General features: G+C 43.4%; 20 protein-coding genes. All 20 read right to left on the reverse strand.

Annotated elements, in window-relative coordinates; all coding sequences use genetic code 11:
* Positions 1-71: 71 nt before the first annotated feature.
* The gene (gene recA, locus AS29_RS18455) at positions 72-1,112 is read right to left on the reverse strand and encodes a recombinase RecA (RefSeq protein ID WP_035411730.1); all 1,041 of its coding nucleotides are present in this window, start codon (positions 1,110-1,112) and stop codon (positions 72-74) included.
* Positions 1,113-1,432: 320 nt separating this feature from the next.
* Positions 1,433-2,686: a competence/damage-inducible protein A gene (locus AS29_RS18460; RefSeq protein WP_035411732.1), complete on the reverse strand. Its 1,254-nt coding sequence runs from the start codon at positions 2,684-2,686 to the stop codon at positions 1,433-1,435.
* A gap of 18 nt (positions 2,687-2,704) precedes the next feature.
* Positions 2,705-3,283, reverse strand: a complete 579-nt coding sequence (pgsA, locus tag AS29_RS18465) for a CDP-diacylglycerol--glycerol-3-phosphate 3-phosphatidyltransferase (RefSeq protein WP_035411734.1) — start codon at positions 3,281-3,283, stop codon at positions 2,705-2,707.
* A gap of 76 nt (positions 3,284-3,359) precedes the next feature.
* Positions 3,360-4,244 carry a helix-turn-helix domain-containing protein gene (locus AS29_RS18470; protein WP_035411736.1) on the reverse strand — a complete coding sequence of 295 codons (885 nt, stop codon included), beginning with the start codon at positions 4,242-4,244 and terminating at the stop codon, positions 3,360-3,362.
* A gap of 18 nt (positions 4,245-4,262) precedes the next feature.
* On the reverse strand, positions 4,263-5,054 hold the full coding sequence (locus tag AS29_RS18475; RefSeq protein ID WP_035411739.1) for a YmfK family protein: 792 nt from the start codon (positions 5,052-5,054) through the stop codon (positions 4,263-4,265).
* Positions 5,055-5,363: 309 nt separating this feature from the next.
* On the reverse strand, positions 5,364-5,630 hold the full coding sequence (locus tag AS29_RS18480) for a DUF3243 domain-containing protein (protein ID WP_035411740.1): 267 nt from the start codon (positions 5,628-5,630) through the stop codon (positions 5,364-5,366).
* Between the two features lie 86 nt (positions 5,631-5,716).
* A complete protein-coding gene (gene ymfI, locus AS29_RS18485; protein WP_035411742.1) occupies positions 5,717-6,436 on the reverse strand; it encodes an elongation factor P 5-aminopentanone reductase in 720 nt (239 codons plus the stop codon).
* A 58-nt stretch (positions 6,437-6,494) separates the two neighbouring features.
* Positions 6,495-7,793 carry an EF-P 5-aminopentanol modification-associated protein YfmH gene (gene yfmH, locus AS29_RS18490; RefSeq protein WP_035411744.1) on the reverse strand — a complete coding sequence of 433 codons (1,299 nt, stop codon included), beginning with the start codon at positions 7,791-7,793 and terminating at the stop codon, positions 6,495-6,497.
* On the reverse strand, positions 7,786-9,075 hold the full coding sequence (gene yfmF, locus AS29_RS18495; RefSeq protein WP_035411746.1) for an EF-P 5-aminopentanol modification-associated protein YfmF: 1,290 nt from the start codon (positions 9,073-9,075) through the stop codon (positions 7,786-7,788). The genes yfmH and yfmF overlap by 8 nt, the downstream gene beginning before the upstream one ends.
* A 367-nt stretch (positions 9,076-9,442) precedes the next feature.
* Positions 9,443-12,562, reverse strand: a complete 3,120-nt coding sequence (locus AS29_RS18505) for an MMPL family transporter (protein WP_035411750.1) — start codon at positions 12,560-12,562, stop codon at positions 9,443-9,445.
* Entirely contained in the window at positions 12,559-13,017 is a 459-nt protein-coding gene (locus AS29_RS18510) for a MarR family winged helix-turn-helix transcriptional regulator (protein ID WP_035411752.1), read from the reverse strand. The genes AS29_RS18505 and AS29_RS18510 overlap by 4 nt, the downstream gene beginning before the upstream one ends.
* 155 nt (positions 13,018-13,172) lie before the next feature.
* A complete protein-coding gene (locus AS29_RS18515) occupies positions 13,173-14,393 on the reverse strand; it encodes an MFS transporter (protein ID WP_035411754.1) in 1,221 nt (406 codons plus the stop codon).
* Positions 14,394-14,993: 600 nt separating this feature from the next.
* Positions 14,994-15,953, reverse strand: a complete 960-nt coding sequence (locus AS29_RS18520) for an ABC transporter permease (RefSeq protein ID WP_035411756.1) — start codon at positions 15,951-15,953, stop codon at positions 14,994-14,996.
* On the reverse strand, positions 15,954-17,003 hold the full coding sequence (locus AS29_RS18525) for an ABC transporter permease (protein ID WP_035411758.1): 1,050 nt from the start codon (positions 17,001-17,003) through the stop codon (positions 15,954-15,956).
* Complete coding sequence (locus tag AS29_RS18530; RefSeq protein ID WP_035411760.1) at positions 17,000-18,529, reverse strand: ABC transporter ATP-binding protein; 1,530 nt, start codon at positions 18,527-18,529, stop codon at positions 17,000-17,002. The genes AS29_RS18525 and AS29_RS18530 overlap by 4 nt, the downstream gene beginning before the upstream one ends.
* A gap of 164 nt (positions 18,530-18,693) precedes the next feature.
* A complete protein-coding gene (locus AS29_RS18535; RefSeq protein WP_035411767.1) occupies positions 18,694-19,749 on the reverse strand; it encodes a BMP family lipoprotein in 1,056 nt (351 codons plus the stop codon).
* 97 nt (positions 19,750-19,846) lie between these two features.
* Positions 19,847-20,572 carry a GntR family transcriptional regulator gene (locus tag AS29_RS18540; protein ID WP_035411769.1) on the reverse strand — a complete coding sequence of 242 codons (726 nt, stop codon included), beginning with the start codon at positions 20,570-20,572 and terminating at the stop codon, positions 19,847-19,849.
* Positions 20,573-20,788: 216 nt separating this feature from the next.
* A complete protein-coding gene (locus tag AS29_RS18545) occupies positions 20,789-23,128 on the reverse strand; it encodes a DNA translocase FtsK (protein WP_035411771.1) in 2,340 nt (779 codons plus the stop codon).
* Between the two features lie 196 nt (positions 23,129-23,324).
* Positions 23,325-23,549, reverse strand: coding sequence for a YlzJ-like family protein (locus AS29_RS18550; protein ID WP_035411774.1), 225 nt, complete (start codon positions 23,547-23,549; stop codon positions 23,325-23,327).
* Positions 23,546-24,313 carry a ClpP family protease gene (locus tag AS29_RS18555; protein WP_035411777.1) on the reverse strand — a complete coding sequence of 256 codons (768 nt, stop codon included), beginning with the start codon at positions 24,311-24,313 and terminating at the stop codon, positions 23,546-23,548. Before AS29_RS18555 ends, AS29_RS18550 begins: the two co-directional genes overlap by 4 nt.
* Positions 24,314-24,398 lie beyond the last annotated feature (85 nt).

Raw genomic sequence — 24,398 nt, forward strand, 5'->3', positions numbered from 1 at the left:
TTTTCATTTCTGAAAACAGAAAAAAAGAGGGAGAACATCCCTCTTTCCGCTGCTTTTGCATTGAATCTTACTTAATCTTCCAGTTCAAACAGTTCCTCTTCCTCTTCAGGAGGAGCTTCTGCTGTTGCATCGAGATTGTAGTGATCTCTAATTTGCTGATGGATGACAGAAGCGATGTTTGGATTTTCTTTCAAAAAGATTTTAGCATTTTCACGGCCCTGGCCAAGACGCTCTTCATTATAGGAATACCAGGATCCGCTCTTCTGAACGATATCAAGGTCCGTTCCCATATCGATAATTTCCCCTTCTCTGGAAATCCCCAAGCCATACATAATGTCTACCTCTGCCGTTCTGAACGGTGGAGCCACTTTATTTTTTACAACTTTGATTTTTGTTTTATTTCCCATTACGTCATTGCCTTGCTTAAGCTGCTCAGCACGGCGGACTTCCAGACGGACGGAAGAATAGAATTTTAACGCGCGTCCCCCGGGAGTTGTTTCAGGATTTCCGAACATAACGCCAACTTTTTCACGGATTTGGTTAATAAAGATGGCAATTGTCTTGGATTTGCTGATTGCGCCGGACAGCTTTCTTAGAGCCTGTGACATTAGACGCGCTTGAAGACCTACATGGGAGTCTCCCATTTCCCCTTCAATCTCCGCCTTTGGCACAAGGGCAGCAACTGAGTCAATGACCAGAATGTCTACTGCACCGCTTCGCACAAGCGCTTCTGCGATTTCAAGAGCCTGTTCGCCGGTATCTGGCTGCGATAGAAGAAGTTCGTCTATGTTTACGCCAAGCTTTTGCGCGTAAACGGGATCAAGAGCATGCTCAGCATCAATAAATGCAGCTTGTCCTCCCTGACGCTGAACTTCAGCGATTGCATGCAGAGCTACCGTGGTTTTACCAGAGCTCTCTGGCCCGTATGTTTCAATAATACGGCCGCGCGGATATCCGCCTATTCCCAGTGCAACATCCAGTGCGAGCGATCCGCTCGGCACAGTGGAAACTTTACGGTCCGTCTGCTCTCCAAGCTTCATAATGGAACCTTTACCAAACTGTTTTTCTATCTGTTTAAGCGCCATATCAAGGGCGGCTTGACGATCATTCATGTAACGTTCCTCCTCTAATCTTTAACCTATCATTACTATATCTCTTTTTATATCATTTGCCAAGAAAAAAGTCGAACACTTATTCGTTTTTTTGGTATATCGTGTTTGGAAATCGTTTTTTTCCTTAGGGAAAAATAGATTTTTAGGAGGCGTATTTTTAGTAAAAATGCATTTTACGCACATGGGGCAGGATGGCAAGAGCTGGTTTCCGCACAAGGGATGCCTGCTTCCCGCTCAGGGGGCGGTAAGCATACAATACTGGTTTCTGCCTTAGCAGAATTGGAGAAAACCGCAATCTGCCAAAAAGAAAAACACACAGCTCAAAGCGCTGTATGTTTTTCAAGGTGTTTCATCAGGAGCCTGCAGCCGTACTTGACGGATCTTTTTCTGATTCCGTCTCTGCTGCCGGCAAGCTTCAGTTCATGGACCTCCGTCTGAGCTTCGGAGGCGATCCCGATATAAACGGTTCCGACAGGCTGGTTATCCATCGGTTCCGGGCCAGCTACGCCTGTAAAACTGATTCCGATATCGCTCTCTGCCAGACGGCGGATGTTTTCGGCCATTTCCTTCGCACACTGCCCGCTCACTGCACCGTGGTTTTCAAGAGTTTCAGGCTTGACGTTAAGGAGGTTTTGCTTCACAGAGTTAGAGTAGCATACAATCCCGCCCTTCAGCACACTCGATGTTCCTTTAACTGTAGTGAGCTGCTCTGAGAATAATCCGCCAGTCAAGCTTTCGGCAGAAGAAATCGTGATTTTCCTCTCAATAAGACGGTCCGTCACTTCCTGAAGAAGGCTTGTGCTCTCATACCCGTAAAAATATTCGCCTACCCGTGCATTAATGGTTTGCTCCAGCTCATTCAAAAGCTGGGTTGCTGTCGTAGCCTCTTTATGTCTCGCTGTCAATCTCAGCGTTACTTCGCCATCTCCTGCCAAGGGAGCGATCGTCGGGTTAGTCTGACCGTCAATCAGGTCCTCAAGGTCTGCTTCAAGCTGTGATTCGCCAATGCCGAAATACCTGAGCACTCTGGACATGATTTTTTCCTGTTCGCCAAGCAGCTCCAATAGATAGGGCCGGGCATAATTGGAGAACATCGGCCTCATTTCAGACGGGGGCCCCGGCATGAGGATATACACAATTCCATCCGCTTCCAGAGCCATCCCCGGTGCCATTCCCGTATCATTTTTCAAAATATGCGACCCTTCAAGGACGAGTGCCTGTTTCCTGTTATTTTCAGACATCGTCCGGTTTACCTTTTTAAAATAATCCTCAATTGATGCCATGGCATCGTTATCTGTGACCAATTGGACATGTAAATGCGAGGCAATGGTTTCCTTCGTTAAATCATCTTTTGTAGGACCAAGGCCGCCCGTGAAGATAATGACGTTCGATCTGGTCTGAGCCGTTTCAATGGCTGCTTTCAGCCGGCCTGCATTATCACCGGTTACTGTATGGTAATACGTATTAAAACCCATTTCTGCAAGTTCACCGGAAATAAACTGGGCATTTGAATTGACAATTTGTCCGAGAAGAAGCTCGGATCCTACGGCAATGATTTCAGTTTTCGTATTCATAGCAAGCTCCTTTTTCTTTTATTTAGAGTTTAATAAAGCATTTTTGTTTTTAGCGAAATAATCCCAGCCTGAAATAATCGTAAAGAAGACAGCCACCCAAAGTGCAAATTGGGCAAAAGGAATATGTAATGGTTCAAACGGAAAGTTGTTAAGCAAAAGAGCAGAAATTGCGATGATTTGAGTCCATGTTTTGATTTTGCCTAACGAGTTAGCCGCCACTACTTCTCCTTCATTGGCAAGAATCAGTCTGAGCCCGGTAACTGCAAATTCTCTGCTGATAATGATAATAACCATCCAGGCAGGCGCGAGCCCCATCTCAACAAGGATAATAAGTGCTGCGGAAACAAGCAGCTTATCTGCAAGCGGGTCCAAAAACTTCCCAAGGTTTGTTACAAGATTGTACTTGCGTGCGTAATAGCCGTCGATCCAATCTGTAACGGAAGCGAGAATAAACAGCAGGGCGCCCGTGAACTGAGAAGCAGGCATTTCAGTTCCTAAAATCGACACCATTCCCCAATCGAAAGGATACAGCATGATAAACATAAACACCGGGATAAGCAAAATACGTGAAACCGTGATTTTATTAGGTAAATTCATTTTTTTCTACTCCTTCATCCGGGATCTGCATCTGGGAGATCCCATGCAAACTTTTGATAAATGGCAAGAAAAGCCATCAGGATGATGACTTTTCTGCTTTTGTATACGTAATGGTAATGGATTGAGTCATCTTTTTAGAAGGGTCTATTACGTATTTCAGAGGTTCACCGTTTACTTTAATGTCTGTATTCGGCATGTTTCCAATACGTATTTTCACTTCATTTTCATTGCTTGCATCAATTTTTTGCGATTTGCCGCTGTTCAGCACGCCGGAAAAAAAAGATTTGCCTTTGCTGTTTTTGACGCCAATCCAAGTAGATCCTTTTGCTGAGATTTCGATTTCCAGTTTCTCTGCTCCGGTTACAGCATAGGAGGAAGAAGCTGAACCCGTTTCTTTGCCGCTGATCGCTTGCTTTGGTGCAGGTGGTTCTACTTTGGCAGGTTCTGGCTCGGGAGCGGGCTTTTCTTCAGCTTTTTCATCCGTATCCTTGTTTTTCAAAGATTCATCCATCTTCACTTCTGAACTGATGGATTCTGACTTTGGCTTAGCGGGCTCTTCACTTCCGCTGCTGTTTTGATTCACCATCCAAATAACGACTGCAGCCGCAACTATAAGGAGGATAATCAGAAGTTTGGGGAGCAGGTCAATGGCTTTTGATGCACTCTCTGGCAGCTCCCTTTGCGTTTGCACCCTTGAAAGCTGGCCTGGAAGTTCATCCTGGCCGCTGTCCGGAACATCTTTTTTGTAATCTTCAAATAGCTGATCAGGATCCAATCCGACTGCTTCAGCATACTGCTTAATAAAAGCACGAACGTAAAATTGGCCAGGCATAATTTTATAATTGCCTTCTTCAATTCCAATCAGATATCTTTTTTGGATCTTCGTCATCGTTTGCAGATCGTCCAATGTTAATTGCTTTTCTTCCCTCGCTTGCTTAAGGCGATTTCCTAATTCACTCAACCGTAACACCTTCCATAATTAAAAATCAAATCCAGAAAAAGCCGACTGATCGAGCATTTGCGGCTCTTCAGCGTCTTCATATGTAATTTCTTCATCCGGGTCATTGCGAAGCTCAATGATATAATCAAAGTCTTCCAAAGTATATTCCGTATTCTGGACAAACACATCTGGGTGTTCCACAATTTTTGTTGCGGAAAGGCGCATTATTTCACGTACAAGCTGCAAATGCCGTTCTGTCCCTCTCCGGGTTGAAACAATTCCATCAATTATAAACAAATTATTGGCATCGTATTCATCAGCGATGAGCTGGCTTCGAAGCGTTTGTTTTAAAAGGGTTGAGGATACAAAAAGCCACCTTTTATTTGCGCACACACTTGAAGCTACGATCGATTCCGTTTTCCCCACTCTTGGCATACCGCGGATTCCAATCAGCTTATGGCCATCCTGCTTCATCAATTCCGCGAGGAAATCCACAAGCAAACCGAGTTCATCCCGAACAAATCGGAAGGTCTTTTTATCATCTGCATCACGCTGTATATAACGTCCGTGTCTGACGGCAAGCCGGTCCCGAAGCTTCGGCTTCCTTAATTTAGTCACAGTAATTGTATCCATTGTATGTAAAATCGATTCAAGACGTTTAATCTGGTCGTTATGTTCACATTTTAGCAGGAGTCCACGACGGGAGTCGTCAACACCATTAATTGTCACAATATTTATGGAAAGCATACCCAGCAGGGAAGAAACATCCCCCAGTAAACCAGGCCGGTTTTTCTGAATTTCATATTCCAAGTACCATTCTTCCTTTTGCAAGGAGAATCCCCCTTTCGATTGAGGCGAAATGTACCTATAAGTTTATAATAAAGCATTTTCCCGTAATAAGAAAGAATAATTCCCTAAACCTCTTAATGCAGGAAGAAGCTGGCTAAGGATCTTCCTGATAAAATAACCCTAACAGCTGATTTCCCTTCAGGAACTTCTTCTTAAACGGGATATTCTTATGGGAGGTTTCATATAACCCCGCTCTTTTAAATGAGCTCATATCGCTCCAATCTGCAAATGGAGAAAAATCAGCACCATAACCATGCCAAATAAAAAAAAGAGAGGCAGCGCCTCCCTTTTTTAGTGTGTTCCTTCAGTTCCGTTGTTGCCGACAAGCTTCACCATCATGTTCGCAATTGCATGCTGCTCTTCTTCACTTGCAACGCTCCATAAATCAGCAAGAACTTTTTCCTGATCATTTTTGGAGTCTACTTGGTTTGCAAGGTATCCGCCGATTTCATAAGCAAGTCCAGAAACCGTTTCACGGCTCATTCCGCTGTTTTCAGCATGATGAAGACGATCTCCAAGGAAATTCTTCCATGAATCCCAATTATTCAATACGGACATTGTTCATTCCTCCAGTCCAAAAAATTGATTACAAGGTTAGTTTTGCTGATTTGAATGTTTTTATGCACCATCCCCCGCTTTTTTCCTTAATCCCATCCGCCATTCACAGAGAGGATGTGACCGGTTATGTATGAAGATTTTTCTGATGCTAAAAAACAGACGGCATCTGCAATTTCTTCCGGCCTGCCGATTCTGCCAGCAGGAATGTCATCAGCCATTTCGCGCAAATCTTCTTCAGTGAAGCGGCTTAGCATGCCGGTGTCTACAGCTCCCGGAGAAACTGCGTTTACGCGGATGCCGCTTGGTGCAAGCTCCTTTGCCAGCGCTTTTACGAATGTGTTTTGACCGCCTTTAACCATTGAATATAAAACTTCGCAAGAGGCTCCTTTTTCTCCCCAAATGGATGTAATGGCAATAATGGACCCTTTTTTTGCAGAAACCATATTCGGAATTAAGGATTTAGCCAGAAGAAACGGACTTGTAACATGAAGCTGGACCTGTGCTTGAATTTCTTCATCATCCAGATCCGTTATAAGACCATAAGGAGCCGTTCCGCTGGACAGAACAAGGAGCTGAATCGGATGGGTGATTTTACCGAGCAGCCCGTTTACTCCGTCTTTTGTGGACAAATCACCCTGTACCGGCAGACAGCTGATACCTTTGTTCTCAAGCTCCTTTTTCAGGTGCTCCGTCTTGTCCTTGCTGCGGTGATAATGCAAATACAAATTCCAGCCTTCATCCGCGAGCTTGGCGGCAATTTTGGACCCTATTCCCCCGCTCGCTCCAGTAATAAGCGCATATTTCAACTCTGTTTACCTCCTTGCACAAGAATACCGGCTGATGTCAGCCGGTATTCAAAAAAAATTATTTGTCTTCCTTTTTTGGAACAACCGTAAAGACGGTCATTTGCTTTTCATCTGCGAACTGTTGTAAAAGAGCATCCGCATCCTGCTTTGTTATCTGCTCGAGAACCGGTACAACATCAAACAGGTTCATATCATTGAATGCATAGCGGGTGAATTGATTGGCAATGTACTCAGGAGAATTGACGGAACGCAGAAATGCTCCAATCCTTTTTTTGATCGCTGTATTCAGCCGTTCCTGATCCACGCCTTCTACCCTAGCCTTGAATAAAATTTCTTTTGTTTGCTTGGCAAGCTCCTCGGGCTGATCGGTGTCTCCGCCAATCATCGCAAATCCGAAGGTCTCCTCTTCCGTGTAATCATAGCTGAAGGTATCATCTATTAACCCGTTGCTGTACATGGTTTGAAAATGACTGGAGCTTTTCCCGAAGAGCACATCAAGCACCAGGTTAGCCGTCAATTCTTTTTTAAGAAGCTCTTCCCCGGATAAACCGGTCTCTTTTGCCTTGATGCCAACGAGACATTTCGAAGACTGAACGTTCATTGGAAGCTTTTCGTCCTTTTTATCCACCTCTGCTTTTTCAGAGAGTTCAGGACGCTTAATGGTTTGAGGCTCTTCAAACGTTTTCTTTTTCTGATTTTCTCTAACCTGCTTTAAAACAAGCTCAGGATCAACCGGGCCGGTAACAAAAAGCAGCATATTGCTCGGATGATAAAACGTATGGTAGCACTCATACAGCAAATCCTTCGTGATATGAGAAATAGATTCAACTGTACCGGCGATATCAATTTTCACAGGATGCTTTTCATACATGTTTTCAATTAATCCGAAATATAAACGCCAGTCCGGGTTATCATCATACATGTTGATTTCCTGTCCGATGATTCCCTTCTCTTTTTCTACTGACTTTTCTGTAAAATAAGGCTCCTGAACGAAATCAATTAACGTTTCCAGGTTTTTCTCGGCATCTGATGTGCTTGAGAACAAGTAGGCGGTTCGTGTAAACGATGTAAAGGCATTAGAGGATGCCCCTTGCTTGCCGAATTGCTGAAAAACATCCCCATCTTCTTTTTCAAAAAGCTTATGCTCAAGAAAATGCGCAATTCCATCCGGAACCTTTTTCATTTCTTCCTGTCCAAGAGGCACAAATTCGTTATCAATGGAACCATATTTGGTGGTAAAGGTTGCATAAGTCTTATTAAATCCTTTTTTGGGCAGTACATAAACATTTAATCCATTGTCCATTTTTTCGTGATACAGCTCTTCCTGAAGCTGCTCAAACTGTATAGGCTTACCCATTGTTTTGTGCCCCCTTTCCTTTAAGAAAATAAATGGTATCCAGCTCGATTTTAGAAGCTGATTCCACTACCTCTTCTTTCGTTACATGGCTGATGCCATCTAATAGCTCATCAAATGTACGTTCAGAGTTGGCTGCAACATTCTGATACAGAATTTCGCTTAGTCCATAGCTCGTATCGATGGTTTCCAAAAGCTGATTTCTGATGACGCCCTTTGTCTGATTCAAGTCATCATCCGTAAAATCGCCGTTCTTCATCGCTGCCATCTGCTCTTTAATAATGGAGACAGCCTGATCATAGTTACCCACTTCAATACCTGACATGACCATTAAGAGACCTTTATGGGATTCAACCCTTGAAGCAGCATAGTACGCAAGACTTGCTTTTTCCCTTACATTTATGAACAGCTTGGAATGAGAGAATCCGCCGAATATCCCATTGAAAACCTGAAGTGCAAAATACGAATCATCGTTATACAAGCAGTTCGTCCGGTATCCGATATTTAATTTCCCCTGCTTAACGTCTTCTTCTTCAATGACCTCTTTTTCCTCAACATGCTGCTTGCTTGCTTGTTCGGTTTCAGGATAGGCGTGGGTGTTGGCAGAGAAATCAAAATATTTCTTTACCATTTCCCCCGCAGCAGCTTCCTCAAAATCTCCAATCAGGTATAAATCAAGCTTATCTTCTTTAAGGACCTGCTGGTAATACTCATAAACATTTTCCGCAGTCAGATCATCAGCCTGATCCTTCTCTCCGTTTACATGCAGAGCGTAAGGCTCATTTTTGCACATTTCCTGCACGAGCCTAAGATTGGAATATCTCATTTTATCATCGTAAGCAGCCTGGATCCGCTGTTTAAGTGTCCGTATTTCTTCCTTTACTATTCCATCATCAAAAGCGCTGCCCTTTAATAGCGGGCGCAGCAGGATATCCGACAGAAGGCTGATCGCCTCTTCAAGCAATGGCGTTTTCTCGGATAAAAATTTTTCATTGGCTACTTCCATCCGAAACGTGATAATTTGATTTTCCCCTTTTTTAGAAAGGTCCGCGAACAGGGATGCTCCATAAAGTTCATCCAGATGATTTCGCAGTTCGCCAGTGGTACGGAACCTTTCAGTTGCCCTTTGAAGAATAAAAGGAAGAATCGCTCGTTTTGTCACATTTTCTTTTTTAAGGGGGGCCATCATCTTTAGGACGAGGGTGTTCGTTTTGTATTTATCCGTTTTTACGGTATGAACGGTGATTCCATTCAGTTTTGTTTGCTTTTCCTGAAAAAAAGACATACATTCACTCCTCAGTTTAAGGATTATCCTTTGTAGTTTAGCCTTTTTTGTTTTAAATGAGTCCATTCGTACCAGTAATTATACCAAGTAGAGGAACATTTAGGAAATGAGGAGACTTTGTCTTTAAATATACGCACGATTCGTATCGGCTTTAACTCAAATCCGTAAAAGAGCCTGCTTCCTTTGTTTAGAAATAATTTGCTCATAGCTGATTCCCGCTGCTTCCTCAAAAGACGCGCATCTCCCTCTCCAATCAGCCTATCCTTATTGTACAAAGTACCAATACCACAAAAAACAACCCCCTGGGCTGCATTTAAAATGCGTCCCAGGGGGTTATTTTCAATACAAGTCCCTCAACAGGACAATATTAAGATTCACGTTTTCCCATAAACGGCCACCAATTGGCCTTATCAAATGTCCTGACCATAACAGGAACAAAGATTGGCAGGATGACAAAGGCATACAAAATCAATCCTGTCAGTACGAGGGTTGCAATCTGCAGCAATGAAAGAACACCAGATGGCAGCATGGCAGCGAACGTACCGGCTAATATAATGGCTGCCGAAATAATGACGGTCCCCATATTGCGCATGGCAGTAATCATCGCTGATTTTACGTCCATTTCCCTATATTCATTAAAGCGGTCCATTAAGAAAATCGAATAATCAATTCCTAAAGCCATAAGTATAACAAATCCAAAGAACGGAACAGCCCAGTTGATCCCGTCATACCCGAGCAAATCTACAAAGATCCATTCTGAAATCGCACTGGATGAATAATACGTTATTAGGAGGGAGCCTACAAGGTAAACCGGCATAACAAATGATTTCAGAAGAATGATCAAAATGATCAGAATCGCTGTAATCATAAATAAAACCGTTCTGTTATAATCCGCGTCCGAAATCTGCTTTAAATCCGCATATGTGCTGGTCACACCCGAAACACCCACCGTAGCGTTCTCAAGCTTTGTGCCTTTTACAGCACGTTTCACTGCTTCTTCAACTTCATCCATTTTAGCCAAAGCATCATTTGAATATGGATTTACTTTTAAAACAACATCCATTGTTGTCAATGTTTTATCTTCTGACATATATTCATTAAATACCTGCTGAAAATCCTTATTCTTCAGAACATCATCGGGCAAATACCATCCATCTGCATTTGAACTTGATAGTCCGTCCAAGTAAGTTTCCGCCTCATTTAATCCGCCGGAAACTTGATTTAATCCGTTGACGCTGTCATTCAGGCCTTTCGTCAAAGAGCCAAGCTGTGTGGAAAACGGACTTAGACCGTTTTTCAAATCCGTCTGCCCTTCGGCAAGCATCCCCGCTCCAGCTTGCAGCTTAGGAAGCTCGCTGATGACTTTGTTTTGACCATTGGATGCAGCTTTCAGCCCATCAGATAACTTGCCTAATCCTGCTGAAAGCTGTACAAGTCCTTTTTGAAACTCTTTTTGCCCTTTATTCACTTCAGCAAGACCGGCATTCGCTTTTTTAAGTTCCGGCAAAGCTGCTTTTAGTCCTGATGACAGTTTTTCTGTCGCACCGCTTAGTCCGGTAAATCCTTTTTCCAATCCAAGCACCGTTCCATATACAAGCTGATAATCCGGGTCATTTTGAATGTTTGGATAGGCCGGATTCACAGCGAGCCTGTTCAGCGGCTCTTTCAATCCTGATAAAGCTTTCTGTGAATCTTTCACCCCTGCATCAACAGCCGTTAAACCGTCTGATAATTGACCAAGCTGTTTCCCCGCTTCTTCATAGCCTGCAAGAATGGCACTGCTTCCTTTAATCAGCTGATCCACACTGTTTTTAGCTGTATCCACTTGTTTTTTTATTTCGAGTGAACCGGCTGATCCTTGATTCATCCCATTTTCAATTTGCTTCAGTGCCGTTTCAATTTCACCGACCCCGCTCTGCAAATCCGTGGAACCTTTGATAAGCTGATCAATTCCAGAGGTAGCTTCCTTCAGTTTTGGTTCAGATCCTGACAGTTGCTTTGATGCCTCATTCAGACCCTTCCCAATTTCCTGAATTCCATCATTTCCTTTTTGGATTCCTTTGCCAAGCTCCTCAGCCTGACTGGCTACTTCTAAATCCTCAAGTTCATCTCCAAGCGGCCTTGTTGCACTTCTTACTTTATCGATGTCTTCGATTTGATCGAGGTCCCCGCTTATTTTCTCAATGGTTGCCAGATTTTCCTTATTGTTCAGGGGCTGGTCATCCTTGATAACAATCGTTGCGGGCAAAGATTCACCCGGTCCGAAGCTGTCGGAAATCATATTAAACGCCTTCACGGATTCATATTTATCTCCTATCTCATCAAGCGAATTAAAAGAAAGGCTTCCGTCATATTTGATCAGTGCAGGAGAAATGATGGCAGCAATGATAAGCAGCGCCACGATTGGCCTTTTAAAGGAGAATCGGCCTGCCCACTCCCAAGACCGGCTTTCAGCATGCTTAATATTGCCTTTAAGCGGCCAAAACAGATTATTGCCGAGCACCATCATAAAGAAAGGAACAATCGTCACTAATGCGACAATCAGGAAGGCAATTCCTACTGCCACGGCAACAGCGGACTGATACAGCTTAAATTCCGCAAATGCGATGGACGCGAAGCCTGCAAATACGGCAAGGCCGCTGAAAATAACCGTCCTTCCAGCTGTCTTGAACGTTTTAATGATTGCCTCCGTCTTTTCTTCCCCATGGCCTAATTCTTCCTTAAACCGGCTGAGAAGCAGAATGCAATAATCTGTTCCGATCCCGAACATGACGGCAACCATAAAAATCTGCGTAAATGTCGATAGCGGAAAATTGAAATACTCCACTAAGTAAGATACAACAGACTGACTTACCAAGTAAGCAACACCTACTGTTACCAGAGGGATAATCGGAGCGATCAGGGAACGGAAAACAAGAATAAGCACAACGAGGATGAAGGCAACGGTAATGTACTCCGTCTTCTTTAATCCCTCCTGTGAGCTGTCAACTACGTCTTTATCAATCAGCTCACTGCCGGTCATATAGGAGTCGACTTTATATTGCTTTAGTTCCTTTCGAATTTCACCAGCCATTTCAGGAACGGTTTTCTTGCTGTCTTCCAGTGTTACGGCAGCAAGAATCGTTTTTCCATCTGAGGACACCATTTGTTTTTCCAGTTCTTTATTATTGAAATGGCTCGTGATCGCCTGGATGTTCAGCTCTTTGCGGTTTTTTTCTAAGTCTTCCACCGCTTTTTGAATTTCGCTTATTGCTGACGAACTGAGCTTTTTGTCATCATGAAAAACCAGGGCAAGCGCCGCTCCATCCCCTTTAGACTGATCCTCAAGAAGATCACCGGCTACAGATGAAGAGTAGCCGTCAGGAACAGAAATTTGTCCTTTTTCCGCTACGAGATCTCCCATATTTGGTGCAGTCATCATAAGAACAGCTGCTGCCGCTACCCAGAATACAAGCAGAATCCATCTTAACTTGATTATTCCTCTCATTGTTCATTTCCCCGTTCTTTTTCCGCCATACTGGCTGAGATTTTTTCAAACACAGTTAAAAAAGTATCAATCTCTCCCTCGGACAGCTCAGTCAAATAACCGGAAACATATTTCTGTATTTGCTGTTCCCCTTTTTCATACACGACCCGGCCTTTTTCGGTGCTCTCCAGAAAAACGTTCCGCCGGTCCTTTTCATCGCGGATTCTTTCGACCAGTCCTTTTTGAACCAAACGTTCAATCATGGCAGAAATGGCACTTTTATTTACTCCGCACATATCCGCAAGCATGGTTGCCTGGCAATTGGGATACATGGTGATGTAACGCAGGATCTGGTACTGCTCAATAGTGATATCCTCGAGCACTTTTTCTGTGACAATAGCGGTTACTCTTTTTGCCGCAAAAAAATAAACCTCCTCATACCTATGTATAAAGGCTTTGATTTTTTCTTCATCCAATATAGTTCACCTCTTTAACCATTCACTACATAAACTATTAAAAAGGCAGGCAGGCTATTCTGTCAAGAACTAACCGGCTGTTAAATTACAAAATAAAAAACTCCCCCTTTTTAAGGGAGGAGTTTTCAAGTTAAGCCTTGTTTATGCGCAAGGCATCATGTGGTCTTCAGCTTAGCAGGCTGATTCTTGTCCTGCGGTTTTATAAAGAACAATCCAATCAAAAGGGCAAGAAAGCTAAAACCAATCGATACATAATAAATCCAGTGCTCTGATCTAGGCATGATGGCAGCATACAAAGGCGGCCCCGCTGCAACACCGATAAATCTCATGGAGCTGTAAAAGGAAGTGATCGTCCCCCTGTGCTCTTGCTCGATTCCTTCTGTAATTAAAGCATCTAAGGACGGAAGGGCTATACCAATACCAACTCCGCTAAGAACTAGAAAAACAATTAAAAAGGCAAAGCTGTGCTGAATGCGGATGGCTATAAAAGATAAAGCCAAAAGCCCCATTCCAAATGAAATAAGCATTTTCATCAAGTGCTTTTTGTTTCCGATTTTTTTCCCTGCAACATATGAACTAATGGAGAGCGCAAGGAGTGGAATAGCCAGCATAAATCCTTTAGCAACACCATCTATTCCATATTTGTTCTCCAGTGTATCGGACAGGTAAAAAAGAATGCCGAATAAAACAAGCATAATGATTCCGCCGATGGCAAAAATGGCATAGAGCCACCTTCCGCTTTTCTGAAAAATTCCTTTCACACATTGCAAAAATTCTTTGAAGGTCTGAGTTTCTTTTTCCTTCTTTGGAACTTTTACTAAAAAGAAAACAAGCAGAACTCCCGCAATGCTGAAAAACGGAATAAACCAAAAAGGCATGTACCATACAAAGCTTGCTAAAAACGCCCCAATAATCGGACTTAGCACCTTGCCGGCTGTATTGGCCGTTTCTATCAATCCAAGACCAGAACTGATTTGCTCATCATCATCAAACAGATCGCCAATTAAAGGAATGACTACAGGTGCGGCTCCGGCAGAACCGATCCCCTGAAGAATTCTGCCTGCCAATATCCACATAAACGGATTTCCAGCATTTGTGGAAGCCCAGGCAGATAACGCTCCTCCAGCCCCGGCAATGAGAAGACAAGGAACGATAACCGTTTTCCTTCCAATCCGGTCTGACAGGTATCCTGCAAGCGGGATGAGCAAAATTGCTACGATTGAATAAACCGTGATGATAAGTGAGACCTGAAAAGAGCTGATTCCCAATTCCTTCTGAATAGCCGGTAGTACCGGAATCAACATTGAATTCCCAAGTGTCATGACGAGCGGCACGGAGGAAAGTGCAAGTAAATTTAATTTGTTCGAATCTGCCATATCATTCACCCTGCTTATTTATTCGATAACAACATTGTTCCGTAAGTACGGTGTTATTATGCAACCAGGAAATGACAGGCTGAGGACGTAGAAAGACCATTGTTTGCTGCTGAAAAAGAAAAAAACGCGGCTAAAAGCTTACATCAGCCGGAGCAAGTGAACGTGGGCTTGAGTTAAAATCGAGCTAATTATGAAGGAATACGGGCCAACTGAGAAGAAATACGGGCCAATCGAAAAAAATTTCGCAAAATTTGAATGTTCAGGACCGCTGTTTTAATTAGGAGACGGGGCTCTCCTGTATTTGAGATTGGTTGCGCAAGTATGCTTTTAAGGGTACCATTTCCGGCTGCTTTCTCGCTGCACAGAATTTTTTAATAAAAAAGCTCTGTTAAAGCCTGATGTTGATTTTTTACACCTGTTGATTGGAGTGAAAGGCGCGAGACTCCGAGCTGAGAGCAGCGGGACAGGTGAGACCCCGCAGGCGCAAAGCGGAGAGGAGGCTCACCGCCCGCCCCGCTGGTCGCTGAGCGCCTGCTAACTGCAATCAAGAGCCAAGTTTAACAGAGCAAATAAAAAGAAAAAGCTGCAGAAACGCAGCTTTTATCTTTTTCCTTTAATATAAGGTGTTCCAAGTGCTTTAGGAGAGTCCGCACGGCCGATAAATCCGGCAAGCGCCAATATGGTCAATACATAAGGTGTAATGAGCAGGTACACTTCAGGGATATCCTTCAAAAATGGAATGGAGCCCCCAACGATGCTGATCCCTTGAGCCAGCCCGAAGAATAGGGCAGCTCCCATTGCACCAAGCGGATGCCATTTCCCGAATATCATCGCTGCGAGTGCCATAAAGCCCTGGCCGCTGATCGTCGCATGGCTGAAGTCTCTGGAAATGATGGTAGCATAGATTGATCCGCCGATTCCGGCAAATGCACCGGACAGAATTACTCCGATGTACCTCATTTTTGTAACGTTAATCCCCATCGTATCCGCTGCCATCGGATGTTCACCAACCGCTCTCAGTCTAAGACCGAAGGGTGTTTTGTAAATAACATACCAAACGGCTACAGAAAGGAGGATGGCAATATAAGATGTAATGTAGCCGTTGCTGAAAAACAGCGGTCCGATGACCGGAATTTTGCTTAACAGCGGAATATCAATAATATCAAAGCTTTGATTAATCCGGTCAGTTTGTCCCTTATCATACATATTTTTCACAAGGAAAAGAGTTAATCCAAGTGCAAGAAAATTAATGGCTACACCGCTGACAACCTGATCCGCGCGGAAAGTAATGGTCGCCACGGCGTGCAAAACGGCAAATAGCGCGCTCGCAATCATTGCGGCAAGCAATGAAAGCCATGGTGTCAATGAACCGAACGTCTCCGCGAACGTTAAGTTAAAGACGATTCCTGTAAATGCACCGATAACCATTAAACCTTCCAGACCAATATTTACTACACCTGACTTCTCGCTGAAAACCCCGCCTAGAGCGGTAAGAATTAGAGGGGCCGCTACGAACAGAGCGGTAGGAATGATAATTTGAAGTGCTTGAAGTAAGCTCATTTATTTCTCCCCCTTTTTAAACCGAAGCAGCAGCCACCGGATAAAATAGCTGGATGCTACAAAGAATATGATTAGTGCAATAACAATTTCTACTAGCTCATTCGGAACATTGGCTTCCAAAGGCATATTCAGTGCCCCTACCTTCAATCCTCCAAAAAGGAAAGCCGCAAAAATAACACCGATTGCTGTATTTCCGCCTAACAAAGCAACGGCGATTCCATCAAATCCAATTCCGGTAAAACCGCTTTTAACGGATGCATATTGGAACGTACCAAGTCCTTCCATTGCACCGGCAATACCAGCGAATGCACCTGAGATTACCATAGAAAGAATAATGCTTCGGTTAACATTCATTCCGGAATAATGGGCAGCATCCTGATTAAAACCAACGGCGCGAAGCTCATATCCCTTCGTTGTTCTCTCAAGCAGGAACCACATGATGAATGCTGCTGCAAGCGCGATGATAATTCCATAATGCATCCTTGAGTAGTTTGTCAGCGTCTCAAATGTTCCTGAACGGAGACTTGCTGTAGCCGCGATTTCATCTGTTGTATCGCTGCCTTTTGTTAATACAGATTGTATAATAGCATTCGTCGCATAGAGCGCAATGTAATTCATCATGATTGTGACAATAACTTCATGTACACGGAAACGCGCTTTCAGCAGGCCTGGAATGAATCCCCATAACGCACCAGCGAATGCAGCAACGATGATGGCAAGAGGAAGATGGATGATTTTAGGAAGATCAAATGCCACCCCAACCCAAACCGCCGCGAGCCAGCCCACGATTACTTGCCCTTCTACTCCGATGTTAAATAAACCAGTCTTGAAAGCAAAAGCTACAGCAAGTCCTGTCAAAATATAGGGCGTCATCAGTCTTATTGTATCCCCGATGTTATAAGGGTCGCCGAATATTCCATTCCATAATGCGCCATATCCAAGGATTGGATCATAGCCGCTGACAAGCATAACCAGAGCCCCGCTGAGCAATCCAAGAATGACTGCGATAACAGGGATGATCAAATTCATATAACGGTTGATGATTTTCATGGTGCCACACCTTCTCCCTTCAGCTTGCTTCCGGCCATCAAGAGCCCAAGCTCCTGCTCGGTTGTTTCCTCCGGTTTTACAATGGCCACAATTTTCCCTTCATAGATAACCGCAATTCTGTCACTTACATTCATGATTTCATCGAGTTCAAAGGAAACCAGCAAAATCGCCTTTCCTTTATCACGCTGTTCGATCAGTCGTTTGTGAATAAATTCAATGGCTCCGACATCAAGTCCCCTGGTTGGCTGCGCAGCAATCAAAAGATCAGGGTCCCTGTCCACTTCCCGTCCAATAATCGCCTTCTGCTGATTTCCGCCGGAAAGGGCTCTTGCTGGAGTTGATGAACTTGGAGTTCTTACATCAAACTCCTTAATAAGCTGCTCTGCTTTTTTGTAGATTTCTTTAAAATTAAGAATGCCTGACTTAGAAAAAGGCTTTTGATGGTACGTTTGAAGGACCATATTCTCTCCAATTGCAAAATCAAGCACCAGTCCATGTTTATGGCGATCCTGAGGAATATGCCCCACTCCTGATTCAGCGACTTTTCTTGGAGTTAAACGTCCAATGTCTTTGCCGTTTAAATGGATCGTGCCTGATTCGTGCTTTTTCAAACCGGTAATCGCCTCAATAAGCTCACTCTGTCCATTCCCATCCACTCCAGCTATCCCAACGATTTCTCCAGCTTTCACATCCAGTGATAACGAATCGATAGCGGTTACCATTCTTGCATCCTTAACAACCAAATCCTTGACTTCCAGAACCGTTTCCCCAGGCTTAGCAGACGTTTTATCTGTTGTAAAGAGAACTTCCCGGCCAACCATTAAGGATGCCAGTTCATTCGGATTCGTTGCAGAAACCTTAACAGTGCCAATGCCTTCACCTTTACGGATGACGGTTACCTTATGGCAAACTTCCATAATTTCTTTCAGCTTATGGGTAATCAGGATAATGGATTTTCCTTCCTTTATAAGCGCATTCATAATAGAAATCAGTTCTTTAATTTCCTGAGGTGTCAGTACAGCAGTCGGTTCGTCAAAAATCAGGATCTCCGCTCCTCTGTAGAGTGTTTTTAAGATTTCTACACGCTGCTGCATTCCCACGGAAATATCCGAAATTTTTGCAGATGGATCTACGGCAAGGCCATACCGTTCAGAAATTTCCCGAACCTGCTTTTCAGCTTCCTTTAAATTGGTTTTCCCCATTTTGGAAGGTTCGTTTCCTAGAATAATATTTTCAGTAACCGTAAAGTTATTGACAAGCATGAAATGTTGGTGTACCATTCCTATTCCGAGATCATTTGCTATATTAGGATTGGTAATATCAACTTTTTTGCCTTTGACTCTAATTTCACCTTTTTCCGGCTGATATAAGCCGAATAATACGTTCATAAGGGTCGATTTTCCTGCACCATTTTCCCCAAGCAAAGCATGTATTTCTCCCTTTTCTACTTGCAGGGTAATGTTGTTATTTGCGACAATTCCAGGAAACTCTTTGCGGATCCCAAGCATCTCAATTACATAATCCATGTTGATTCACTCCTTTTTCATGATGGACAGCTTGAATGCAGATCCCCATCTGAAAATCTATTTATCTCGCAAATGGACTTTCAGACGGAGATATACACGGTACTTTAGAAGACGCTGGCTTAAAAAAAGGCTAGAAGAAGATCTAGCCTTTTCAGCAGTCCGGTTTATTTTACAGGGGCCGTTGGAACTTTAATTTCGCCCTTGCTGATTTTTTCTTTATATTCGTCTACCTTTTTCATCACATCTTCAGAAACATTATCGCCTTTTGCTACAGAAATTGCGTCTTGATCTAAACCATAGCTGATGACTTCTCCGCCAGGGAACTCATTGTTTTTCGCTTTTTCAGCAAGGTCTTTCACTGCAACGTCTACACGTTTTACCATGGATGTAAGAGTGATGTTGAATTCTTTGCCGTCTTTAGACGTGCCTTTTCCTTCTTCGCTTTGGTCTTTATCTACACCGATTACATAAAGCTCGCGTGCTGGATCTTTTTTCTTAAGGTCGATTGCTTCTGAGAAAACACCATTTCCGGTTGCACCTGCAGCATGATAGATGATATCAGCTCCAGATCCGTACATGGAAGATGCAATTGCCTTCCCTTTATCCGCTTTGTCAAATGCACCTGCATATTGGACATCAACTGTCGCTTCAGGATTTACTGCTTTAACTCCTTCAACAAAGCCAGCTTCAAACTTACCGATTAGTTCGCCTTCCATACCTCCGACAAAACCAACCTTATTTGTTTTCGTAGTAAGACCTGCTACTACTCCAACAAGGAAGGAGCCTTCATTCTCTTTAAACACGATGCTCGCAACATTATCTTTTTCTACAACACTATCAACGATTGCAAAATTCGTTTTCTTTTGCTGATCGGCAATTTCCTCAATGGCCGGCTGAAGCTTGTAGCCGATTCCATAAATCAAGTCATACTTTTGACGCACAAGTGTGTTCAAGTTTGTAACATAGTCACCGTCATTTTTGGATTGCAGGTAGTTAAAGCCCTTGTTTCCTTTTTCCATGTTGTTGTCTTTACCGAAATCCTGTATTCCTTCCCATGCGGATTGGTTAAATGACTTATCATCTACACCGCCGACATCCGTTACCATTGCCACCGTGAAATCGCTTGCTTTTCCGCCCGTCTCGGCAGATTTATTTCCGCAAGCCCCAAGTATTGTTCCTGCTGCCAGAACAGCTGATAAAGCTAAACCCCATTTTTTCATGTTGTATTTCCCCCCGTAATTATGAATAGAATATTGCGAAACTTTTGAATGTAAAGCAGAGAGCCTGTCCTTCATCACCTCCTAAAAGTTCTAATTTCTAGTTTCTTTTTCTGACAACGTGGAAGGAAAACATATCGGCCCTAAAATAGTTTAACGAGTACAGAATTGGACGGTCCTGCAAGTCATAATGCATCTGTTTAAGGAGCAGCAGTGCAGTTTCCGGATCGCAGTTTAAAAGCGGTGAAATCTTATCGTGGTAGCCAATAGGCTCAATGGCTGTAATCGCATGGCCAATAATGCTGTCTGTCTTTTTCTCAAGAAGCTCAAACAAGGATTCACTGTCATGGGTCAAATCTTTCGGCAGAAGTTTCCCGGGAATTTTGTCCAGACAGTAGACGACCGGTTCTCCGTTCGCAGTCCGTACCCTCTCAATCTGGAAAATTTCTTCTCCTTCCGTAATTCCGAAGCGCTGTGCATCTTCTTCAGTCGGTCCCACGATAGAAGAGGATAAAAAGATGGTTCCTGGAGCTTTTCCCCCTTGCATGATCATAGCTGTTACACTGTTAAGCTGCTCAATTCCTGAACTGAACAGCGGGACTGTATTGACAAATGTCCCGACACCATGGCGTCTTATGATCACATTTTCTTCTTCCAGTATCCTAAGTGCTTCTCTAAGCGTTGCTCTGCTTACACCCAAATTCTTGGCCAGGTCAAATTCTGAAGGAAGTTTTTCCTTTTCTTTATAAGCACCTTTTTTTATATCTTCTTTTATTCGATCTATCACCTGCAAGTACAGATGCCGATTGTCTGATTTAATGCTCATGACAAGCCCCCGTTTTATAAAGATCAGACATCTGATGTTTAACCTTTACTAATCGAAAATAATATATCATGTTTCAATACATAAATAAATAAAAATTTAATAATTTTGTCGAATTTTCGTAATACTATTTACTCAAACTTAATACGGGCTAAAAAACAAGATAATATTATTATGTTAACTTGTACAGCAAGAAACAGAAGGGATTTCCCCTTCTGCTTAAGAACTCATTTCATCATGCTGTCCTTTACTTAATAAAACCTCCCGGGGTTTGCTCCCCTCATAAGGTCCCACAACGCCCCGTTCTTCCATGGCGTCTATCAGTCTTGCGGCCCTTGTATATCCGACTCGAAACCTTCTCTGCAGCATAGAAACCGATGCAGTCTGCATATCGACTACCAGCTGAACAGCTTCTTCATATAAATCATCATTCACTTCGCTTGTCGTTTCAGCAGCTTCAGTTGGAATCATATTTTCCTGATACTGAGCCTTTTGCTGGCCAATCACAAATTCTACTACTTCCTCTACTTCATGATCTGATAGAAAAGCTCCCTGAACACGTACAGGTTTGGATGCCCCGACAGGCAGGAAGAGCATGTCTCCTCTTCCAAGAAGCTTTTCTGCACCTCCCATATCCAGAATCGTACGGGAATCCGTCATTGAAGACACACTGAATGCGATCCGTGATGGAATATTTGCTTTTATTACACCAGTTATAACGTCTACAGACGGCCTTTGAGTCGCGATAATCAAATGGATTCCTGCTGCTCTAGCCATTTGGGAAAGCCTTGTTATGGAATCCTCTACATCGGAAGAAGCGACCATCATCAAGTCTGCAAGCTCATCGACAATAACCACGATATAAGGAAGCTCCGGTTGCTTTTCGCCCTCTTCTGCATTGATTCTTCTAATATTTTCATTGTAGCCTTCGATATTTCTCGTACCGGTATGAGAAAAAAGCTCATACCTTCTTTCCATCTCATTCACTACTTTTTTCAAAGCCTGGGAAGCTTTTTTCGGGTCTGTTACAACAGGTGCAAGCAGATGCGGAATGCCATTGTAGACATTAAGCTCAACCATTTTCGGGTCAATCATCATCATTTTCACTTCATGAGGCTTGGCTCTCATTAAAATGCTCGTAATAATTCCATTTATGCATACACTTTTCCCGCTTCCCGTTGATCCGGCTACGAGCAAATGCGGCATTTTATTCATTTCAGCAAGCACGGCTTCACCTGAAATATCACGGCCCAGACCTATTAGCAGCTTCGCATCAGGCCGGTCATTCACGTTATTGTCAATAACCTCGCGAAGCGAAACCATCGCAACTTCAGAATTAGGGACTTCAATGCCAATCGCCGATTTTCCGGGAATAGGCGCTTCAATCCTAATATCCTTTGCGGCAAGCGCCAATGCCAAATCATCGCTTAAATTAACAATCCGGCTGACTTTTACACCAGTATCCGGATATACTTCATATTTGGTTACTGCCGGGCCTAAATGTACCTGGGTAACCTTCGCTTTGACTCCAAAGCTTTGAAAAGTTCTTTCAAGTTTTCTGGCATTTTCATAAATGTTCTTTTTGTCAGTCTGCTGTCCATTGTGCTGAGGCTGTTTTAACAATGAGACAGGAGGCAGCTTGTAATCTTTGTTTTCGACTTCCGAAAAGCTGATTTGAATTCCCGGCACCGGTTCAGGATCCACACCCGTACCTTTCTCGAAGGCAGCTTCAGGAGGAGGTTCAGGGGCTGTCTCTTCCCTTTCAACACGATCTGCAAAGCTTGAAATAATAGGTTCTGAATCCTCATCGTACCTGCTTATCGGTTCAAAGACTTCAATTTCCGGCTCATCCGTATCTTCTTTTGACCTGCGAGTCTTCTTTTCGGCAGGCACAGAGGATTTTCTCTTTTTCTTTTTAAAGGACTTAGGAAGCTGGCGCATATCTTTGATAAAGGCCGCGAATTGCTTTTTGAAGAATGTAAAGACGGGCCCAAACAATTTAAACAAAGTTTCCTGAAGAGACTTGTCTGTAATAAGAAGAATACCAGCCACAATCATACCCGCTGCAATCAATTTGGAACCAGCTGCCGCAAAGAGGAAATAGGATGCTGCAAACAGCAGAGCTCCAATCATTCCTCCTCCCAAATCCCGTGTAATACTTTCGCCTTTGAGCTCCATTGCATAAAGCTCCCACGTATTTCTGATCACACTGGAGGAGCCTGCTTCTCCGCGTGCAAGCACGGCTTCGAATAAGGATATGTGGGTTAGCAGCAGAAGCGCTGCAGTAATTAAGTATATGCCGATCATTCTTCTTGATGAAAATGGCGGCCTTTTCTTGTACCAAAAAACATAAATACCGGCTGCTCCAAGTCCAATCAGAAAGAGGATATGCCACTCTCCGGCAAAAAACCTGAAAAACTGGACAATGGCCATTCCTGCAATCCCCAGCCTGGCCATTGCAATAATAGATGCTGCTGTCATTCCTAAACCGGCAAGCTCATACTTAAAAACTGGTCTGCCGGAACTTTTCTTTTGCTGACGCCGTTTCTTTTTTGCCATTCGATCACCTGTAATCATCTCTAAAATTGGGTTTGCAGATTTTTGTATCCGCAAACAAAAAAAATCAAACTACTTGGCTCAGAGTACAATCCCAAACCGGATTAATTGTTGGTTCAGACCCAACGAAGAAAGCAGCCTTCAAGAGGGCTGCCCATTTTGATTAGCTTCAGTATATCATAGAATGGTCTGTTTCAGACTAGAATACCACCATGGCAGAACTGATTTTTTGTCCTGGCATGCACTCACTTTTCAAGTAATGATTCGGGTTGCTGCTAAGCAGCCGGACAACTTCAAAAGAATGATCTTCACATGGCCTGACTATCATCTCGACTCCGTTGACGATAGCCATTTTTTCCTCTAAAGCGCCATTTCCGCTTTCTGCAAAAACAAGCTCATGGGGCATCATCGTATACAGAATCATTGCAGCACCTGCTCCTCTTGATCATGCCCTTTCGTTTGTTCAATCAGCTCATTCAGCTTTTTTATGGCCAAGCCCACTCCGCCCACATCATCAATCAGTCCATACTCTACAGCGTCCGTACCTACCACATTCGTACCGATGTCCCGTGTCAGGTTGCCCTTTGAAAACATAAGCTCTTTAAATTTTTCTTCAGAAATGTTGGAATGCTTCGTCACGAAATTTACAACGCGGTCTTGCATTTTATCCAGGTATTCGAATGTTTGGGGAACGCCGATCACAAGACCCGTTAGACGAACGGGATGAATCGTCATCGTTGCCGTTTCAGCAATAAACGAATGGGTGCAGGATACCGCGATTGGTACGCCAATCGAATGACCTCCCCCTAAGACAATGGATACTGTAGGTTTTGAAAGGGATCCTAGCATTTCAGCGATCGCAAGACCCGCTTCCACATCTCCTCCTACCGTATTCAAAATCACGAGAAGGCCTTCAATCTTTGGATTTTGTTCAATGGCAACGATTTGCGGAATAACGTGCTCGTATTTCGTCGTTTTATTTTGAGGCGGGAGCTGGATGTGACCCTCGATTTGACCCACAATCGTCAGGCAGTGGATATTTGTTTCCTGTGACATTTGAGGAATGTTTGTTTGGCCAAGCTGCTGTATTTTTTCGGTCAGGGAGCCTTGCTTATCATCCTGTTTTTCCGATTGCTCAGACTGATCGTTTGTGATTTTGTATTCCTGATGCTCACTTGAAAATGCCATACGGTTCTCCTGCCTTTCTGAAATATGGTCTTATTATGCAAAGAAGACAGCCATTTCATACAAAAGGCGAAAAAGAAGAAGACCG

This window comes from Bacillus sp. SJS (assembly GCF_000732485.2).
In the GTDB taxonomy this organism is placed as follows: domain Bacteria; phylum Bacillota; class Bacilli; order Bacillales; family Bacillaceae; genus Metabacillus_B; species Metabacillus_B sediminis.

Bases quoted from the DNA above. Each gene is read 5' to 3' on its own strand.
- recA (WP_035411730.1), bottom strand. From the start codon at position 1,112: ATGAATGATCGTCAAGCCGCCCTTGATATGGCGCTTAAACAGATAGAA.
- AS29_RS18535 (WP_035411767.1), bottom strand. From the start codon at position 19,749: ATGAAAAAATGGGGTTTAGCTTTATCAGCTGTTCTGGCAGCAGGAACA.
- pgsA (WP_035411734.1), bottom strand. From the start codon at position 3,283: ATGAATTTACCTAATAAAATCACGGTTTCACGTATTTTGCTTATCCCG.
- AS29_RS18525 (WP_035411758.1), bottom strand. From the start codon at position 17,003: ATGAAAATCATCAACCGTTATATGAATTTGATCATCCCTGTTATCGCA.
- AS29_RS18480 (WP_035411740.1), bottom strand. From the start codon at position 5,630: ATGTCCGTATTGAATAATTGGGATTCATGGAAGAATTTCCTTGGAGAT.
- AS29_RS18520 (WP_035411756.1), bottom strand. From the start codon at position 15,953: ATGAGCTTACTTCAAGCACTTCAAATTATCATTCCTACCGCTCTGTTC.
- AS29_RS18460 (WP_035411732.1), bottom strand. From the start codon at position 2,686: ATGAATACGAAAACTGAAATCATTGCCGTAGGATCCGAGCTTCTTCTC.
- AS29_RS18530 (WP_035411760.1), bottom strand. From the start codon at position 18,529: ATGGATTATGTAATTGAGATGCTTGGGATCCGCAAAGAGTTTCCTGGA.
- AS29_RS18545 (WP_035411771.1), bottom strand. From the start codon at position 23,128: ATGGCAAAAAAGAAACGGCGTCAGCAAAAGAAAAGTTCCGGCAGACCA.
- yfmF (WP_035411746.1), bottom strand. From the start codon at position 9,075: ATGTCTTTTTTTCAGGAAAAGCAAACAAAACTGAATGGAATCACCGTT.
- AS29_RS18515 (WP_035411754.1), bottom strand. From the start codon at position 14,393: ATGGCAGATTCGAACAAATTAAATTTACTTGCACTTTCCTCCGTGCCG.
- yfmH (WP_035411744.1), bottom strand. From the start codon at position 7,793: ATGGGTAAGCCTATACAGTTTGAGCAGCTTCAGGAAGAGCTGTATCAC.
- AS29_RS18550 (WP_035411774.1), bottom strand. From the start codon at position 23,549: ATGATTCTGTATACGATGATGCCCCATGAGCTTGTTTTTGCAGAAAGC.
- AS29_RS18555 (WP_035411777.1), bottom strand. From the start codon at position 24,313: ATGGCATTTTCAAGTGAGCATCAGGAATACAAAATCACAAACGATCAG.
- AS29_RS18505 (WP_035411750.1), bottom strand. From the start codon at position 12,562: ATGAGAGGAATAATCAAGTTAAGATGGATTCTGCTTGTATTCTGGGTA.
- AS29_RS18540 (WP_035411769.1), bottom strand. From the start codon at position 20,572: ATGAGCATTAAATCAGACAATCGGCATCTGTACTTGCAGGTGATAGAT.